The sequence below is a fragment of the Allosalinactinospora lopnorensis genome, assembly GCF_000981225.1.
GTDB lineage: Bacteria > Actinomycetota > Actinomycetes > Streptosporangiales > Streptosporangiaceae > Allosalinactinospora > Allosalinactinospora lopnorensis.
Window position 1 is genome coordinate 47,182 of sequence record NZ_LAJC01000010.1, and the last position, 17,502, is coordinate 64,683.

Annotated in this window: 11 protein-coding genes and 2 pseudogenes; 5 read left to right on the top strand and 8 right to left on the bottom strand. The window is 70.4% G+C overall.

Going from position 1 to position 17,502, the window contains the following annotated elements; all coding sequences use genetic code 11:
- Nucleotides 1-248: 248 nt before the first annotated feature.
- From VS93_RS05625 to eno, 4 genes are read right to left on the bottom strand one after another with little or no spacing between them, the layout of a single operon-like run.
- On the bottom strand, nt 249-1,244 hold the full coding sequence (locus tag VS93_RS05625) for a Ppx/GppA phosphatase family protein (protein ID WP_046468948.1): 996 nt from the start codon (nt 1,242-1,244) through the stop codon (nt 249-251).
- The gene (locus VS93_RS05630; RefSeq protein WP_046468949.1) at nt 1,222-1,824 is read right to left on the bottom strand and encodes a DUF501 domain-containing protein; all 603 of its coding nucleotides are present in this window, start codon (nt 1,822-1,824) and stop codon (nt 1,222-1,224) included. The genes VS93_RS05625 and VS93_RS05630 overlap by 23 nt, the downstream gene beginning before the upstream one ends.
- Before the next feature lie 34 nt (nt 1,825-1,858).
- Nucleotides 1,859-2,416, bottom strand: a complete 558-nt coding sequence (locus tag VS93_RS05635; protein WP_236700363.1) for an FtsB family cell division protein — start codon at nt 2,414-2,416, stop codon at nt 1,859-1,861.
- A gap of 11 nt (nt 2,417-2,427) precedes the next feature.
- On the bottom strand, nt 2,428-3,711 hold the full coding sequence (eno, locus tag VS93_RS05640) for a phosphopyruvate hydratase (protein WP_046468951.1): 1,284 nt from the start codon (nt 3,709-3,711) through the stop codon (nt 2,428-2,430).
- A gap of 296 nt (nt 3,712-4,007) precedes the next feature.
- Here eno and VS93_RS05645 point away from each other — a divergent pair, with 296 nt between their 5' ends.
- Nucleotides 4,008-4,913 (top strand): sulfite exporter TauE/SafE family protein, encoded by a 906-nt coding sequence (locus VS93_RS05645; RefSeq protein ID WP_046468952.1) that lies wholly within the window; start codon nt 4,008-4,010, stop codon nt 4,911-4,913.
- A 42-nt stretch (nt 4,914-4,955) separates the two neighbouring features.
- Here the strand turns inward: VS93_RS05645 and VS93_RS05650 are convergent.
- Nucleotides 4,956-5,668, bottom strand: a pseudogene (locus VS93_RS05650) (MazG family protein).
- Between the two features lie 51 nt (nt 5,669-5,719).
- Complete coding sequence (gene cysC, locus VS93_RS05655) at nt 5,720-7,339, bottom strand: adenylyl-sulfate kinase (protein ID WP_046468953.1); 1,620 nt, start codon at nt 7,337-7,339, stop codon at nt 5,720-5,722.
- A 280-nt stretch (nt 7,340-7,619) separates the two neighbouring features.
- On the opposite strand from cysC, the pseudogene mfd reads away from it, so the two are divergent.
- From mfd to VS93_RS05680, 4 genes and pseudogenes are all read left to right on the top strand, one after another.
- Nucleotides 7,620-11,202 (top strand): annotated as a pseudogene (gene mfd, locus VS93_RS05660) (transcription-repair coupling factor).
- Between the two features lie 594 nt (nt 11,203-11,796).
- On the top strand, nt 11,797-13,041 hold the full coding sequence (locus tag VS93_RS05670) for a phosphotransferase (RefSeq protein ID WP_046468955.1): 1,245 nt from the start codon (nt 11,797-11,799) through the stop codon (nt 13,039-13,041).
- A 123-nt stretch (nt 13,042-13,164) separates the two neighbouring features.
- On the top strand, nt 13,165-13,623 hold the full coding sequence (locus tag VS93_RS05675) for a glycosyltransferase family protein (protein WP_046468956.1): 459 nt from the start codon (nt 13,165-13,167) through the stop codon (nt 13,621-13,623).
- Nucleotides 13,620-15,128, top strand: coding sequence for a glycosyltransferase (locus tag VS93_RS05680; protein WP_046468957.1), 1,509 nt, complete (start codon nt 13,620-13,622; stop codon nt 15,126-15,128). Before VS93_RS05675 ends, VS93_RS05680 begins: the two co-directional genes overlap by 4 nt.
- 96 nt (nt 15,129-15,224) lie before the next feature.
- Here VS93_RS05680 and cysN read toward each other — a convergent pair whose 3' ends face one another.
- Nucleotides 15,225-16,493 (bottom strand): sulfate adenylyltransferase subunit CysN, encoded by a 1,269-nt coding sequence (gene cysN, locus VS93_RS05685; RefSeq protein WP_046468958.1) that lies wholly within the window; start codon nt 16,491-16,493, stop codon nt 15,225-15,227.
- A 53-nt stretch (nt 16,494-16,546) separates the two neighbouring features.
- Entirely contained in the window at nt 16,547-17,479 is a 933-nt protein-coding gene (gene cysD / locus VS93_RS05690) for a sulfate adenylyltransferase subunit CysD (RefSeq protein WP_046468959.1), read from the bottom strand.
- Nucleotides 17,480-17,502 lie beyond the last annotated feature (23 nt).

Here is a 17,502-nt window from a genome sequence, read left to right on the forward strand (position 1 = left end):
CCTCCCGCGAATTCCCGCGAACGGCGAGAGCCCCCTCTCCGCCTCACGCTTGTGCATCCTTTCACAAGCCTTCTATGTCAAACAAAGGACAGAAATGAACGGTTCGGATCACACGAAAACCGAGAGGGAGAGCGTCTCTCCACTTCACAGTGGTTGTGAAAGCTTTCACGAGCTTCTCACGAGGTGATGCGTCTCACCTGGCGCAGTAGGAGCCCGACGCACTTGGGTCAACGGCCGAGCACCCGGGGTTATTCCGGGAGCTGCTCCCCCAGGCACAGGCTCCACGCGAGTCCGTCCAGGATGTCGTGCTCACTCGCCACGAACTCGGCGGCTCCGCTGCGGGCCAGCACCCGGTCGAGAAGCAGGGCCCCCGCCCCGATGACGTCCACCCGCCCCGGATGCATCACACCGATGGTCGCGCGCTGCTCGTGCGGCATCACCAGGAGCCGCTCGGCGATCTCGCGCACCCGGTCGGCGCAGACCCGCGTGTGGTGGATCCGCTCGGAGTCGTACTCGGGGAGGTCCAGGTCGATGCCCGCCACAGTGGTCGCGGTCCCCGCGACACAGACCACCGTCGCGGCCTCGGCCAGCGGAACCACGGTGGAGACCTCGTCCAGCGCGGCGTCGATATCGGCGGTCGCGGCGGCGACCTGCTCAGGAGTGGGCGGGTCCTCGGTGAGGTGCCGCTCGGTCAGCCGGACGCACCCGATGTTCACCGAGCGCGCGGCGCGCACCGCGCCGGCCTCCTCCGGGTCGGCGTGGCCCAGCACGAACTCGGTGGATCCGCCTCCGATGTCCACCACGAGGTAGGGCCGCTCGAAGCCGTTCTCCTCCTCCGCCCCTTCCAGCTCCGCGGTGGCCCCGACGAAGGACAGCTCCGCCTCTTCACCGCCGCTGATGACCTCCGGCTCCACGCCGATGATGGAACGGACACCGCCGATGAACTCGTCGCGGTTGGCGACATCGCGGGTGGCGCTCGTGGCCACCATCCGGACCGACTCCGGGGACAGCTCGACCCCGTGCTCCCGCATGAGCTTCGCGTACTCCCGGAGCGCGGTGAACGTGCGCTCCAGCGCCTCAGGGGCGAACGCGCCGGTGCGGTCGACATCCTGGCCGAGCCGCACCACCTCCATGCGCCGCTCGACGTCGACCAGCTGCACCTCGTCCTCGTCCAGCGAGATCACGCTGGAGATGAGCAGCCGGATGGAGTTCGTGCCGCAGTCAACGGCCGCCACGGTGGTCACTTGGCGTTTCCTCGCTGTCGTCACTGGTGTGGTCGCCCGAACGCTCCGTACCGCAGACGCACGGCCCCTTCTCCCACCACGCGGGAAGCGCGTCCAGCGCCTCGCGGCCGAGCGGGTTGGTCCCGGGCCGGGCGAGCTCGTGGGCGACCAGGGCGTGCAGGCATTTCACACGGGTGGGCATGCCGCCCGCGCTCTGCATCCCCTCGGGCAGCGGTTCGGCGTCGTCGGCCCGCGCCTGCGCGTCGCGCTCGGCGATGTAGGAATCGTGCGCCTTCTCGAAGGCCGCTCGCAGCTCGGGGGCGGAGTCGAGCCGCTCGGTCATCTCCCGCATCAGTCCGCCGGCCTCCAGCGTCCCGATGGCGGAAGCCGCGCGGGGGCACGTGAGGTAGTACAGCGTGGGGAACGGTGTGCCGTCCTCCAGCCGCGGCGCGGTCCGCACGACGTCGGGCAGCCCGCACGGGCAGCGGTGAGCGACCCCGCGCAGCCCGCGCGGCTCGCGGCCCAACTGGTGCTTGACGGCGGCGCTGTCGGGGAGCCGCCCGTCGGCGGCAGTGTGGGCGGTGTGATTCGGGGATGCCATGTCAGCCCCAGGTTACCGGGCGCGCAGGCCTCGATTACCGGTCGGGCGGCTGGGCCTCAGGGATCTCCTCGTCCTCCGTGACGGGTTCGTCGGCCTCCTGCACCGACTTCCAGAGCCTGGTGAACCAGGGGCCGTCCGCCTCGGAGGACTCTCCCTGCTCGGTCTGCTGCTCATCCTCGGAGATGACGACGTAGGCGCGCTCGCCCGGGTACTGGTAGTGCAGCCGGGTACGGGCCTCACGCTCGATGTGGCTGGGATCCCGCAGCTCGTCGTGGCGCTGCTGCAGCTCATCCACGTTCTGTTCGGTGCGCTCCCGTTCCTCCTGCAGCTTCGCGATCTCTGAGCGCTGCAGAATGTACTCCCGCACCGGGTAGGCGAGGCTGAGCGCGATCGCGCACATCACCAGCGCGAGGATGGCCGCGCGACTCGTCAGCGCCGGACGGGCGCGGCCCGGCGGGGCGGCAGGGGCGCTCTTCGCGGAGGGGCTTGCCGAGGTCGCCGCAGGCCCCGCTTTCCGCCCGCCGGCACCAGAGGCCGGGGGCCCCGCCTTCCCCGGGCGGGGCCCCTTCGGCTGCTCTGGCACCTTGGACACGGGCGGTCAGCCTAGTCCCGCGACCGGAAACGCGGAAAGGCCGACACGCCGGCGTATATCGCGGCATCCTCCAGTTCCTCCTCGATCCGGAGCAACTGGTTGTACTTGGCGACGCGCTCGCTGCGGGCCGGGGCGCCCGTCTTGATCTGGCCGGCGTTGGTCGCGACCGCGATATCGGCGATCGTGGTGTCCTCGGTCTCCCCGGAGCGGTGGCTGATCATCGCGGTGTAGCCGCTGCGCTGGGCGAGGGCCACGGCGTCGAGGGTCTCGGTGAGCGTACCGATCTGGTTGACCTTGACCAGCAACGAGTTGGCGACGCCCTCGGTGATTCCGCGCTGCAGCCGCTCCGGGTTGGTGACGAACAGGTCGTCGCCGACGAGCTGGACCCGCTTCCCGATGGTGTCGGTCAGCTTCTTCCAGCCCTCCCAGTCGTCCTCGTCGAGGGGGTCCTCGATCGAGACGAGCGGGTAGGCGTCGAGCAGCTCACCGTAGTAGGCCGCCATCTCCTCGGCGGTACGGGTCGTGCCCTCGAACCGGTAGACGCCCTCCTCGTGGAACTCGCTCGCCGCGACGTCCAGAGCGAGCGCGATGTCGCGCCCCGGTGTGTAGCCCGCCTTCTCGATCGCCTCGATGATGAGGTCCAGCGCGGCGCGGTTGCTCTCCAGGTTCGGGGCGAAGCCGCCCTCATCGCCGACGCCGGTCCCCAGGCCGTGCGCCTTCAGCACCGCCTTGAGGGCCTGGTAGACCTCGGCGCCCCAGCGGACGGCCTCGCGGAACCCGGCCGCCCCGATCGGGGCGATCATGAACTCCTGGATGTCGACGTTAGTGTCGGCGTGCGCACCGCCGTTCAGGATGTTCATCATCGGCACCGGCAGCACGTGGGCATTGGGGCCGCCCATGTAGCGGAACAGCGGGAGAGCGGCGCTCTCGGCCGCGGCGCGCGCCACCGCGAGCGAGGATCCGAGAATGGCGTTCGCGCCGATCCTCGACTTGCCGGGGGTGCCGTCCAGGTCGATGAGAGCGCGGTCGATCAGCCGCTGTTCCTCGGGGGCGAACCCCAGGAGTTCGTCGGCGATCTCGTCGTTGACCGCGGTCACCGCCTTCTCGACACCCTTGCCCCCGTAGCGGTCGCCGCCGTCACGCAGCTCCACCGCCTCGAACCGGCCCGTGGACGCACCGCTGGGGACGGCCGCACGGGCGTTCGTCCCGTCGTCGAGCAGGACCTCGACCTCCACCGTCGGGTTACCACGGGAATCGAGGATCTCCCTCGCCTGCACTGCCTCGATCGACGACAACGTTGTACTCCATTTCTCGCGTCTGCCCCGGCCCGCGGTGCGCGCCGGTCCTGGTTGGCGAAGGTGTGACACCGCGCTGTGGCACGGACCGTCACGGACATCTTGGTGAACCGGTTCCGAGCCTAGCGACCCGGGCGCCGCGCGGTCTCCCCCGACCGCCGCCCTTCCCATGGCCGAGCGCGCTCCAGGGCGGCACAGATCCGGGACTGCGGCCGTGAGCTGGCGCGCTTGAACCTGCCTCCCCCTTCACCTACTATTCCCACTAAATAAGTCGGTAAAGAGGAGGAACCCGTCCGATGCAATCCCTGGTCATCCTCGGCATCGTCGGGTTTCTCGCCCAACTCATCAACAGCGGCCTCGGCATGGGCTACGGCGTCACCTCCACCACCTTCCTGCTCCTGATCGGGACCAGTCCGGCGCTGGCCTCGGCCACCGTCAACCTCTCCCAGGTGGGGTCGCAGTTCGTCTCCGGGTTCGCGCACTGGCGGTTCGGCAACGTGGACTGGAAGGTCGCCCCGCGGATCGCGGTGCCCGGCGCCATCGGTGCGTTCGTCGGCGCGCTCCTGCTGAGCCGGCTGTCCACCGAAGCCGCCGGACCGCTGATGTCGACCATCCTGCTGGGCCTCGGGGTCTACCTCCTGCTGCGGTTCACCGTGCGGGGGATGCCGCGCGGCGCGCTCGGCAAACCACTGCGCGCCGGCTTCCTCACACCACTCGGCCTGGTCGCCGGGTTCATGAACTCCACCGGCGGCGGCGGATGGGGCCCCGTGGGCACGACCGCCCTGCTGGCCAGCGGGAGGCTGGAGCCGCGCAGGGTCATCGGCTCGATCAGCGTCGCCGAGTTCGCGGTGGTGGTCGCGGGCAGCGCGGGCTTCGCGCTCGGTCTGGGGCTCGGCGGCATCAACTTCCACTGGGTACTGGTGATGCTGCTCGGCGGCGTGCTGGCCGCGCCCGCCGCGGCGTGGCTCGCCCGGGCCGTCCCGCCGCGCATGCTGGGCGCCTTGGTCGGCGGCCTGATCATCCTGACCAACACCCGCGTACTGGTCGACAGCGCGGTGCTCCCGGTCGGCCCCGCCGGCGCCTATGCCGTCTACGGGGCCGTCGTCCTCGCGTGGATCACCGCCGTCGGCGTCTCCTGGCGCGCCCACCGGCTCGACCGCGAGGCGGAACGCGCGTCCGAGCCCGAGCCCGCCGCCCGCTGAGGGGCTCGTCGGCCCGTGCCGGGTATGGCGACACGCCGCACCTCAGCCCCAGTACTCGCGCCACTGCTCGGGTGTGAGCGAACGGGGATCACGGCCGTCGGCCAGGGCCTTGGCCTCGGCCTCGCGGACCCGGCGGTCGAACCGGCGGGCGGCGGCCCGCAGGTCCATCTCCGGGTCGGCGTTACGGCGGCGCTCGGCGTCGATCGCGGCGAACAGCTCCCCGCCGGCCGCCCCGTCGTCGGCGATGAGATCCTCGGGCACCCCGTTGCTCACCGCGCGTTTCTGCAGTTCGTAGCTGAGCAGGGCCGCGGGCTGGCCGAACGGGACGCCGTCCAGAACGGAGGGGTCCCGCCGCCCCTTCTCGGCGCGCTCGGCGGCTTGATGGTCTCCCAGTTGGCGCGGACGTCCTCGGTGCCTTCGACCGCGGTCTCGACGAAAACGTGCGGGTGCCGCCGGGTGAGCTTGTCGACAATGGCGCCGGCCACATCGTCGATCGTGAACCCCTCCGCCCCGCGCTCCTCGGCGACGCGTGCGTGGAACACCACCTGGAGCAGGACATCGCCCAGTTCCTCGCGGAGGGCCTGGTGGTCGCCCTCCTCGATGGCCTCGATCGTCTCGTAGGCCTCCTGCAGCAGGTAGCCGGCGAGCGACTCGTGCGTCTGCTCGGCGTCCCATGGGCATCGGCGCCGCAGGACATCCATTACCCGCACGAGGTCGAGGAGGCGGTGACCGGTGGCGGGGCGGTCTTCACTCATGGGCTCTTCCAAGCGGTAGACGTACGGTTTCGGGTCAGTGGGCACGGCGCGTCAGGAGGGGGCGGAAGGCAGCCAGCCGCCGGCGCGCAGCGCGGCGAGCACATCGGCGACGGACTCCTCTTCGGCGGCACCGCTGGTGTCCAGTTCCAGATCGGCGTCCCCCGGCGCTTCATAGGGGTCGGAGATCCCGGTGAACTCCGGGATCTCTCCGGCGCGCGCCCTGGCGTAGAGGCCCTTGCGGTCGCGCGCCTCGCACACCTCCAGCGGGGTCGCCACGTGCACCAGGAAGAAGTCGCCGTTCTCCTCGACCATAGCGCGCACCTCGGCGCGCGTGGCGGCGTAGGGTGCGATGGGGGCGCAGATCGCGACACCGCCGTGCCGGGTGATCTCGGAGGCGACATATCCGATACGGCGGATGTTCAGGTCGCGGTCGGCTTTGGAGAACGTGAGGCCGGCGGAGAGCATCCGCCGAACGACGTCGCCGTCGAGCAGGGTGACCGTGCGGCCGGAACGGCGCACCCCCTCGGCCACGCCCCTCGCGACCGTGGACTTGCCGGAACCCGACAACCCGGTGAAGAACACCGCGAGGCCGCGCCGGGTACGCGCCGGGCGGAGCCGGGCCAGTTCGGCCGCGACACGCGGCGGGACGAACCAGGCCGGCAACTCCCGGCCGAGCGCGAGCATCTCCGCGACCTCGCCGTCGTCGGGCTCGGGTTCGGCGCGGTCGGGATCCACCTGATCGGCGGGGCGCCACATGCCCTCTCGGGCGTCGTATCGCCACGGCGAGGGACGCAGGACGGGGATCGGGGCGCCGGCCGTGTTCGGGGCCGTTTCCGGCGCGGGCCGGCCGGGAGCCCGCGGGAGGAGCACGTGTGTGGCACCGTAGGCCTGCGCCACGTGCGCGGCGAGCAGGTCGTCCCGGCAGGGCGACAGCGCGGCGTCCTCCGCTGCCTCTCCCTTGGGCAGGGTGATCGCCACGAACCGGGTACGCGACGGCAGCAGCGGCTCCGCAGCCATGATCACCGGGGCCATGCCCTCGTCGTCCAGCGGGATGTCGATGAGCACCAGCACCTCGGCCCGGCCGGCGTCGTCGATCTCCTCGGCCGCGGCGCGGATCTGGTGCAGGGCGCCGTGGTGGAGGGGGCGCCCGGTGACGACCGCCAGCAGCGGGCGGTCGGCGAACCCGCCGATCTCGCGCTGCCCGCGCGCCTCGGCGGGAAGCAGCCGCATGTGACGGAGAGCGCCGTGCATCGGCGGGCGGGAGAACCGGACCTCTCCGGCCAGGCGGTGCCCGTACCCCGGCTCCGCCCGGCCACCGGTCCGGCCCCGCGGACCCGCGGCGCCGTCCGACCACCAGCGCTGCCTCACCTCCAGCTCGGCAAGGGGCGCGCCCTCGGGGTCGGTGAGTACCACGCGTTCGGCGTCGGCGAGCTCGCCGGGAACAGGGAGGGTGACCGGTACCGGCCACGGTGTGCCGTCGGGCAGCCGCCCGTGCTTGGCCACCGAAGCGGTTTCCTCCGAGTTCATGAAACCCGCGAGAGGGTAGGCGCCGCTGAGGATGAGTTCCAGGTGGGCCAGCGCGGTGGGGTCGGGAGTGAACTCCGGAACCGCCTCACCGCTCTCCTCCGGCCCGTTGTGCTCCCTGCTGGCGCTCAATTCCGGCCTCCGCATTTGGTGACTGCCACCGTCGTTGAACAGCGTATGTGGCCGGTGCTCGCCGCCGCGGCGGCCCGTCCTCCCCGCCGCGGCGGGGTTTTCCCGGTTCCGGGAACAGCCGGGAGCCGTTCGGCGTTGCGCAAGGTGGTCGGGACCGTCCGCCCGCGCCACCCGCGTTCGGGCGGTCTGTGCCTCCGCGGTCCGGCCCCCGGCGTAGGCTTGGAGACAGGGAGCCCGCCAATCCAGCCCTGCGCGTCGAAACTCACCGGACCATTGGTACCTCTTTTTTGGTGATATGAGCCTCTCTGGACTTCTTGGCGTCGTCGCCGACGACCCGGCACTCAACCAAGCGATCGAGACCGCCCGCGACGGTCACGACCCCCACCTCGACCTTGTCGCGCCCCCGGCGCTGCGTCCGGTACTGGTCGCCGCCCTGGCCGCCGATGCGCCCGCGGGCGCCGGCCGTCCGGTCCTGGCCGTCACCGCGACGGAGCGTGAGGCATCCGACCTGGCCGAGGCCCTCGGGTCGCTGCTCCCGGGGAACTCCGTCGCGCACTTCCCCGCCTGGGAGACGTTGCCGCACGAGCGGCTGTCGCCACGCTCCGACACCGTGGGACAGCGGCTGGCGGTGCTGCGCCGGCTGGCCCACCCCGACCCGGACGACCCGCTGACAGCGCCGCTGCGCGTCATCGTGGCCCCGGTACGCAGCGTGTTGCAGCCCCTGGTCGCCGGGCTGGGCGACCTCAGGCCGGTCCGCATCCGGCCGGGCGACGAAATCGCGCTCGAAGAGGTCGTGGAGGCTCTGGTCGGCGCCGGCTACGCCCGGACCGACCTGGTGGAGAAGCGCGGCGACCTCGCAGTGCGCGGCGGCATCCTGGACGTCTTCCCTCCCACCGAGGAGCATCCGCTGCGCCTGGAGTTCTGGGGGGACCAGGTCGAGGAGATCCGGTACTTCCAGGTGGCTGATCAGCGTTCCATCCCCGAGCGCGGTGAGGGGCGCCCCGACACCGGCTCCGGCCTCTTCGCCCCGCCCTGCCGGGAGCTGCTGCTCACCCCAGCAGCGCGCGAGCGCGCGCGTGCGCTCACCGAGGAGCACCCCTCGCTCGCCGACATCCTCGGCAAGCTCGCCGAGGGCGTCCCGGTCGAGGGCATGGAGCGTTCGCGCCGGTGCTCGCCGACAGCATGGAGTCCTTCCTCAGCTACCTCCCCCGGGACGCCTACATCGTCGGCTGCGATCCGGAACGTATCCGGACCCGCGCTGTCGAGCTCCAGGCGACCAGCCGGGAGTTCCTCGACGCCTCCTGGATCAACGCGGCCTCCGGCGGTGAGGCCCCCATCGATCTGGGCGCGTCGGCCTACCGGTCCATCGCCGAGGTCCGTTCCGACGCCCGGGAGCACGGCCTGCCCTGGTGGACGATCACACCGTTCGGCGCCGGGCTTTCCGAGGACGCCGAGGAGGACAACTCCGTCAAGCTCGGCGCCGTCGCGGCCGACACCTACCGCGGCGACACCGAGCGCGCGCTGACCGACATCAAGGCGTGGCTGCACGAGGAGTGGCGCGTTGTGCTGCTCACCCAGGGCCACGGCCCGGCCGAGCGGCTGGTCTCGATGCTGCGCGACGCCGGGCTCGGCGCTCAGCTGCGCGAAGGGCTCACCTCGCCGCCCGCCCCCGCCATCGCGACCGTCACCACCGGGATGATCGACCACGGTTTCGTGTGGCGGTCGGTGCGCACCGCTGTCCTCACCGAGACCGACCTCGCCGGGCAGAAGACATCCACCCGCGACATGCGCCGGATGCCCAGCCGGCGCCGCGGCACCATCGACCCGCTGCAGCTCAAGCCGGGCGACTACGTGGTGCACGAGCAGCACGGGGTCGGCCGCTACATCGAGATGGTGAGCCGCACCATCCAGGGCGCCACACGCGAGTACCTGGTCATCGAGTACGCGGCGAGCAAACGCGGCCAGCCCGGTGACCGCCTGTTCGTCCCCACCGACCAGCTCGACGAGGTCACGCGCTATGTGGGGGGCGAGGCCCCCACCCTGTCCAAGATGGGCGGGGCCGAGTGGACGAAAACGAAGAGCCGGGCCCGCAAAGCCGTCCGGGAGATCGCCGGCGACCTGATCCGGCTGTATTCGGCCCGGCAGGCGTCGCCGGGGTACGCGTTCGGGTCGGACACCCCCTGGCAGCACGAGCTGGAGGACGCCTTCCCCTACATGGAGACGCCCGACCAGCTGGCGGCGATCGAAGAGGTCAAGCGCGACATGGGGCAGCCCACCCCGATGGACCGGTTGATCTGCGGAGACGTCGGCTACGGCAAGACCGAGGTGGCGGTGCGTGCCGCGTTCAAAGCGGTCCAGGACGGCAAGCAGGTCGCGGTGCTGGTCCCCACGACCCTGCTCGTGCAGCAGCACCTGTCCACGTTCTCCGAGCGCTACGCCTCGTTCCCGGTCACGGTCAAGCCGCTGTCCCGGTTCCAGACCGACAGCGAGGTGGAGCTGACCCGCGAGGGGCTGCGCACAGGCGAGATCGACATCGTGATCGGCACTCACCGACTGCTCTCCACCGAGACCAAGTTCAAGAACCTGGGGCTGGTGATCATCGACGAGGAGCAGCGGTTCGGTGTCGAACACAAGGAGGCGCTGAAACGGCTGCGCACCCAGGTCGATGTGCTGGCGATGTCGGCGACCCCGATCCCGCGGACACTGGAGATGGGGCTCACCGGCATCCGCGAGATGACCACGATCCTCACACCGCCCGAGGAGCGCCACCCGGTGCTGACGTTCGTCGGGCCCTACGACGAGAAGCAGATCACCGCCGCCATCCGGCGCGAACTGCTGCGCGAGGGCCAGGTGTTCTTCGTGCACAACCGGGTCGCCTCGATCGAGAAGGTCGCCGCGACGGTGAGCCGGCTCGTCCCCGAGGCGCGGGTCGCCTACGCGCACGGCAGATGAACGAGCACCAGCTCGAACGGGTCATGGTGGATTTCTGGGAGAAGAACTTCGACGTCCTGGTGTGCACCACGATCGTGGAGTCCGGTCTCGACGTGCCCAACGCCAACACGCTGATCGTGGACCGCGCCGACACCTATGGCCTGTCCCAACTGCACCAGCTGCGTGGCCGGGTCGGCCGGGGACGCGAACGAGCCTACGCCTACTTCCTCTACCCGCCCGAGAAACCGCTGACCGAGACCGCCCATGAGCGGCTGGCCACGGTCGCCCAGCACACCGAGACCGGCGCGGGCATGTATGTGGCGATGAAGGACCTGGAGATCCGCGGCGCGGGCAACATCCTCGGCGCCGAGCAGTCCGGGAGCATCGCGGGGGTCGGATTCGACCTGTACGTGCGAATGGTCGGCGAGGCCGTCCGCGAGCTGAAGGGCGATCCGGAGGCCGCCGAAGACACCGAGACCAAGGTCGAGCTACCCATCGACGCCCACATCCCGCACGACTACGTCCCCGGTGAGCGGCTGCGGCTGCAGTCCTACAAGCGGATCGCGAGTGTCACGGGCGACGAGGACATCGCGGCGGCGTACGAGGAGCTGAACGACCGGTACGGTCCGCCGCCGCAGCCGGTGGACAACCTGCTCGCGGTGGCCCGGTTCCGGGTGCTGGCCAAGGCCGCAGGGCTGACCGATGTCGTGCTCCAGGGCAGCCAGATCCGCTTCTCTCCGGTGGAACTGCGCGAGTCCCAGCAGTTGCGGCTGCGGCGGCTCTATCCCAAGGCGGTCTACAAGGAGCCGGCCAAAACCCTGCTGGTTCCGGTCCCCAAGGCCGGAGGGCTGGGCGGTAAGCCACTGCGCGACCTGGAACTGCTGAAGTGGTGCACCGATCTCGTCGAGGCGCTGTTCGAGCCGAGGAAGCCAGCGGCGGAAGGCTGACACCCTCCTCGGGGACCTGTCCCGTACTCGGTGCACGGACCGCTCGTGCCGGAGAGCGTCAGGGAACGCAGCGGCGTGGCCGCTTTACGGGGCTGCGGAAAATACCCGTTGCGCTCAGCCTTTGACACCCCCAGAACCACTACCCTTGGTTATCTAAGTTTTATGCCCAGTGGTAGTCGCGGAAAGGATCGTGGCCCGTGGACACCGCCTCCGGACCGATGCTCAGCGACTGCACGGACGCGCTGCGCCGCCGGGTGGCCGGGCCGCTGCCAGCGCTGCCGCTGTGAGCGCGGCGGAGGCGTCGCCGGTCCTGGGGTGGGGAACGACTCGGGACATGCTGGGCATTCCTTCCTCCGTCGCCGCCCGCTCGGCGGGGAACCGTTCCGGACACGGCGGTCGGACGGCGTGCAACAGCGGGCGGTTCGGGCTGGTGCGCACCGCCCGCGGCCGCGGCGGTTCCCGTGCTCTTCCGCCGCTCCTCCGGTGCGTGTTCCGCCACGTCGTGCTCACGGCGCCGTTGGCCGCCGCACCGCTCCGGCGGCCTTCCGCCGAAGGGGGCGCGGCCTCGGCGAGGGAGGTTGGGGGTGTCAGACGGTGAACGGCGAAACCACCTACCTGACCGACCTCGCCGAGGTGCTCTGGCCATGCGGCGGGCTCATGGGGCGGGGCGGCGACAGCGGCCTTCCCCGGAACGCCGCTGTCGTCCCCGGACTCCGCGGCAGCAGGGTGCGCGAGTACCTCCCGGTTCCCTCGGCGCACAATCCGCGGGTGATCCTCCCGGTCGCCAACCGCTACGCGGCGGTACGCGGGATCTCGGCGTTCGCCCCTCGTCACTCCTTCCGGGAGCGGCTCCGAACGACCGTACTGACCACGGCGTTCGCCAGCGGCCTGGCCCCATTGCTGCTGCGCGACCGGCTGCACGTGGGGGCGGGCCGCACCATCGAACACGCCCTGTCGGCAGCGCTGGACCGGGAAGTGGTGATCGCCATCCACATCGGCCCGCCGCGCGCCAACCGGAAACCCGTCCTGCTCCTGCTGACTCCCGCCGGCCGCACAGTGGGCTACGCCAAGATCGGCGTCAACGAGCTGACCTCGCGACTGGTACGGGCGGAGACGCAGGCGCTGCAGCGTCTCGCCGAAGTGCGGCTGCGCGGCGTCACCACCCCTCGGCTGCTCCACGCCGGGGACTGGAACGGCCATCCCCTTCTCGTGCAGGAGGCGCTTCCCGTCGGCGACCAGACCGACAGGCCCACACGCCGGCAACTCCTGCGCTGCGTCCTGGAGATCTGCAACCTGGAGACGGTCCGCGAGCGCCGACTGTCCCACAGCCCGTACCGCCGGACCCTGATCAACCGGATCAGCGCGCTGGGCGGGCGCCCGGAAGCCCCGGCCCTGTGCGCCGCGCTCGAACGGCTCCCCGATGTCCGGGTACCGTTCGGCGCCTGGCACGGCGACCTGACCCGGTGGAACATCGCGAGCACGGCGCGCCGCGCCTTCGTGTGGGACTGGGAGCGGCTGGCACTTGAGGTACCGATCGGTTTCGACGCGCTCCATTACGAACTGAACGAATGCGTCCAGACCGGGGTGCACCCCGGCGTGCACCGGTGGTTGGAGAGTGGCGCCCGCCTGCTGCGCGACCCGCTTGTCACCGGTGCCGGCCTGCGGCCCGACGCGGTCTCGACGGTCATGGCCCTTTACCTCATCGATCTGGCGACCCGCTACCTGCACGATCGGCAGGCGGATGCCAGCGGGCAGCTGGCCGCGGTCGACGACTGGCTGCTTCCGGCCCTCGCGGGGCTGGAGGAACGCGCGGCGCACGAAGCGCCGCGCACCTGCTGACCGATCGGGCGCCCGCGCGTACTCCTCCGGCCGGACCCGCGGTCCGGCCGTTTCACCGCAACCTCTTCGCGACATAACAAGAGGTGACGGTAAAATAACCTTCGGTTATGCAATCATGGCTCCATGTCTGCACCGCCGATCCTCCTCGTCGCCTCCGATGGCGGCCACCTGGCGCAGTTGTGGTCGCTGCGCCCCTGGTGGAAGCGGCGGAATCGCGCCTGGATCAGCTTCCCGACACCTGACGCCGCGGAGCTCCTCAAGGACGAAGAGGTGTGCTGGGCGCACCATCCGACCACCCGCCATGTCCGCAACCTGCTGCGCAACACGGTGCTGGCGGTACGGGTCCTCGCCCGCTGCCGCCCCGCCGTGGTCATCTCCACCGGGGCGGGTGTCGCCCTGCCGTTCTTCATCGTGGCCTGGCTGATGCGCGTGCCCACCGTCTACATCGAGGTCTACGACCGCATCGACACCCCGACCCTGACCGCTCGGCTGTGCCGGCCCTTCACCCGGCTGTTCCTCGCCCAATGGGAGGAGCAGCGGGAGTTCATGCCGGCGGCCATCACCGTAGGACCACTGCTTTGACAGATGTTGAGAGTCCCAAGACCCGCCGGAGCGCTGCCGAGGAACGCCCATTCGTCCTGGTCACGATCGGCACCAACGACCACCCGTTCACCCGGCTGATCGACTGGATCGACGCCTATGCCGCGGAGCATCCGGAGGTCCGCTTCCTGGTGCAGCACGGGTACAGCCGAGCGCCGTCCGCGGTCCGTGGGGAGGACTTCATCGAGCAGAACCGGCTGCGTTCCCTCATGCGCCAGGCCGCGGCGGTGGTGACGCACGGCGGTCCGGCGACCATCGCCGAAACACGCCAGACCGGACATCTGCCGATCGCCGTCGCGCGCGACGCCGAACTCGGCGAGCACACCGAGAACCACCAGCCGCGCTTCGTGGCGCGACTGGACTCCTCCGGCATGGTCTATTCGTGTGCCAGCTTCCAGCAGCTCACGGCCACGCTCGACAAGGCGCTCGCCCAGCCCGGCGACTTCCGTCTCGCCGGGGACCCCGACGAGACGACGGCGGCTGTCGCCCGCCACGCGGGCGACCTCATCGACCTCCTCGCCCCGACCGCTTCCGAAGAGCGTCCGCTTCCCGGTCCCGTGCGTCTGCCGGCGGACGACGACTGGCCCGAGGTGACCGTCATCGTCGCCACCCGGGACCGGCCCGGTCTGCTCCGGCGCACCCTTCGTTCCATCGTGGACCAGGACTACCCGGGCAGGATCATCACCCTGCTCGTCTACGACAACGACGACCCCGACCACACCCTCGCCGACGACTCCGAGGAGCGCCCCGTGCGGATCCTCGGCAACACTCTGACACCGGGACTGGCCGGGGCCCGCAACACCGGTGTGCTCGCCTCGTGGACCGAACTGGTGGCCTTCTGCGACGACGATGACAGTTGGCTCCCGCACAAGCTCCGCAGCCAGGTCGACGTGATGCGCGCCGAGCCGGACACGGAGGTGGTCTGCTGCGGCGTCCGGGTCATCTACGACCGAAGCGAAGCCGAGCGTGTCCTGTACCGCACCAGCGTCACCTTCGCCGACCTTCTCAGCTCCCGGGTGGCGGATCTGCACCCCTCGACGTTCCTCATCCGGCGCGACGCCATGGTGCACGGCTGCGGCCCGGTGAGCGAGGACATTCCGGGCAGCTACGGCGAGAACTACGAGCTGCTGCTGCGCCTGGCCCGGCGCGCCCCCATCCGGAACATCCCCGAAGCCGGGGTGCGCGTATTGTGGCACCACAGGTCGCACTCCGGCGGCCGGTGGCAGACGATCTCCACCGCACTGCGGTGGCTGCTCTCCCAGTACCCGGAGTTCCGGCTGGTGCCACGCGGTCTCGCGCGGATCTCCGGGAAGATCGCCTTCGCCGAGGCCGCGTCGGGGCGGCGCGGAGCGGCCCTGGAATGGGCGCTGGCGGCGCTGCGGGCCCGCCCTACCGAGGCCCGCGCCTACCTCGCGCTGGCCGTTGTCTGCGGGCTGTCCGCGGACCGGATCGTACGCGCACTCCACAAACGGGGCCGGGGAATCTGACAGCCCGGACGGAAGTCAGGCTGCCGACCCCGCGGACAAAGGCCGGAGCGGGCCCGACCGGCCGGCGGGCGGCTCACCCGGCGGCGCCGGGACCGCTCATTCCGCTCCGAGGATCATCCCCGCGCCGACCGTCTGGTTCGTGCCCTCGTCGATCAGGATGAAGCCGCCGGTCAGCCGGTTCTTCTTGTACTCGTCGGCGAACAGCGGCTGGGCCGACCGCAGCGTGACCCGGCCGATCTCGTTCAGCTCCAGGTGCTCCGCCTCCTCATCGCGGTGCAGCGTGTTGACGTCCAGCCGGTAGAGGAGGTCGCGCACCATGACCTTCGCGGTGCGTGTGGTGTGCTTGACGAGCAGCTTGGAGCGCGGTGTCAGCTTCCTGCTCTCCGCCATCCAGCACACCATCGCGTCGATGTTCTGCGCGGTGCTCGGTTTGTTGTTCGGCCGGCAGAGCATGTCGCCCCGGGAGATGTCGATGTCGTCCTCGAGCAGCAGGGTGACCGACATCGGCGGGAAAGCCTCGCTCACCTCGCCGTCAGCGGTGACGATCGTGGAAATGCGGCTGTTCAGCCCGGACGGCAGGTGCGTGATCTCGTCGCCGGGCTTGAGGACACCGCCCGTCACCTGGCCGGCGTAGCCCCGGAAGTCGTGCAGCTCGGGGTCGGCCGACTTCTGCGGCCGGATCACGTACTGCACCGGGAAACGCACGTCGATGAGGTTGCGGTCGGAGGCGATGTGCACGTTCTCCAGGTGGTGCAGCAGCGACGGGCCCTCGTACCAGGGCATGTTCATCGAACGGTCGACGACGTTGTCGCCGTGCAGCGCCGAGATCGGGACGAACGTCAGGTCCCCCACGTCCAGCTTCGCGGCGAAGTCCGAGAACTCCTGCTTGATCTCCTCGAACCGCTCCTCGGAGTAGTCGACGAGGTCCATCTTGTTGACGGCCATCACCAGGTGCCGCACCTGCAGCAGTGTGGTCAGGAACGCGTGCCGGCGGCTCTGCTCCTGCAGCCCCTTACGCGCGTCGACCAGGATGATCGCCAGGTCGGACGTCGAGGCGCCCGTCACCATGTTGCGCGTGTACTGCACGTGGCCGGGGGTGTCGGCGATGATGAACGTCCGGCGCGGCGTGGCGAAGTAGCGGTAGGCCACGTCGATGGTGATGCCCTGCTCGCGCTCGGCGCGCAGCCCGTCGGTGAGCAGTGCCAGGTTCGTCTGCTCCTCGCCGCGGTCCTGACTGGTGCGCTCCACGGCGTCGAGCTGGTCTTCGAAGATGGACTTGGAGTCGTAGAGGAGCCGACCTATCAGGGTGCTCTTTCCGTCGTCGACGGAGCCGGCCGTGGCGAGCCGCAGGATGTCAGTACTCATGTGCAGGTGGTCCAAAGGGTCTGAGGGCGGACGGGGGTGGCCGGAGGCGGCGGTCAGAAGTACCCTTCGCGCTTGCGGTCCTCCATGGCCGCTTCACTGGAGCGGTCGTCGGCGCGGGTCTGGCCGCGCTCGGTGATGCGGGTGGCCGCGATCTCGGCGATGATGTCGCCGATCTCGGTGGCGGTGGAGCGAACCGCCCCCGTGCAGGTCATGTCGCCGACCGTGCGGTAGCGGACCGTCGTCTCGAAGACCGCCTCGTCCTCACCCCGGGAGATGTAGGGGGTGTCGGCGAGCAGGATGCCGTCGCGCTCGAACACCTGGCGCGAGTGGGAGAAGTAGATGGCGGGCAGGTCCAGGCCTTCGCGCGCGATGTAGCCCCACACGTCCAGCTCGGTCCAGTTCGACAGCGGGAACACCCGGATGTGCTCGCCGCGCTCGGTCCGGGTGTTGAACACGTTCCACAGCTCGGGGCGCTGCGCCTTGGGGTCCCACTGGCCGAACTCGTCACGGAACGAGAAGATCCGCTCCTTGGCCCGGGCCTTCTCCTCGTCCCGCCGGGCGCCGCCGAACGCCGCGTCGAAACCGTACTCCTCGATGGCCTCCAGCAGGGCCGCGGTCTGCAGCCGGTTGCGGCTCGCCCAGCGGCCCGTGGGCTCGGTGACCTTTCCGGCGTCGATCTGCTCCTGCACCGACGCCACGATCAACCGCACGCCCGCCTCGGCCACACGGCGATCCCGGAACTCCATGACCTCCGGGAAGTTGTGGCCCGTGTCGACGTGCATCACGGGGAACGGGATCGCTCCCGGCCAGAACGCCTTCTCCGCGAGACGGAGCATGACGATGGAGTCCTTGCCTCCGGAGAAGAGCAGCACCGGCCGCTCGAACTCCGCGGCCACCTCGCGCATAATGAAGATCGCTTCGGCTTCGAGGAAATCGAGCTGAGAGAGCTGATACCGCCCGAGCGCCGACTGACCAACCTGACTCATGAACCCCGCCTCACGCTCGTGTT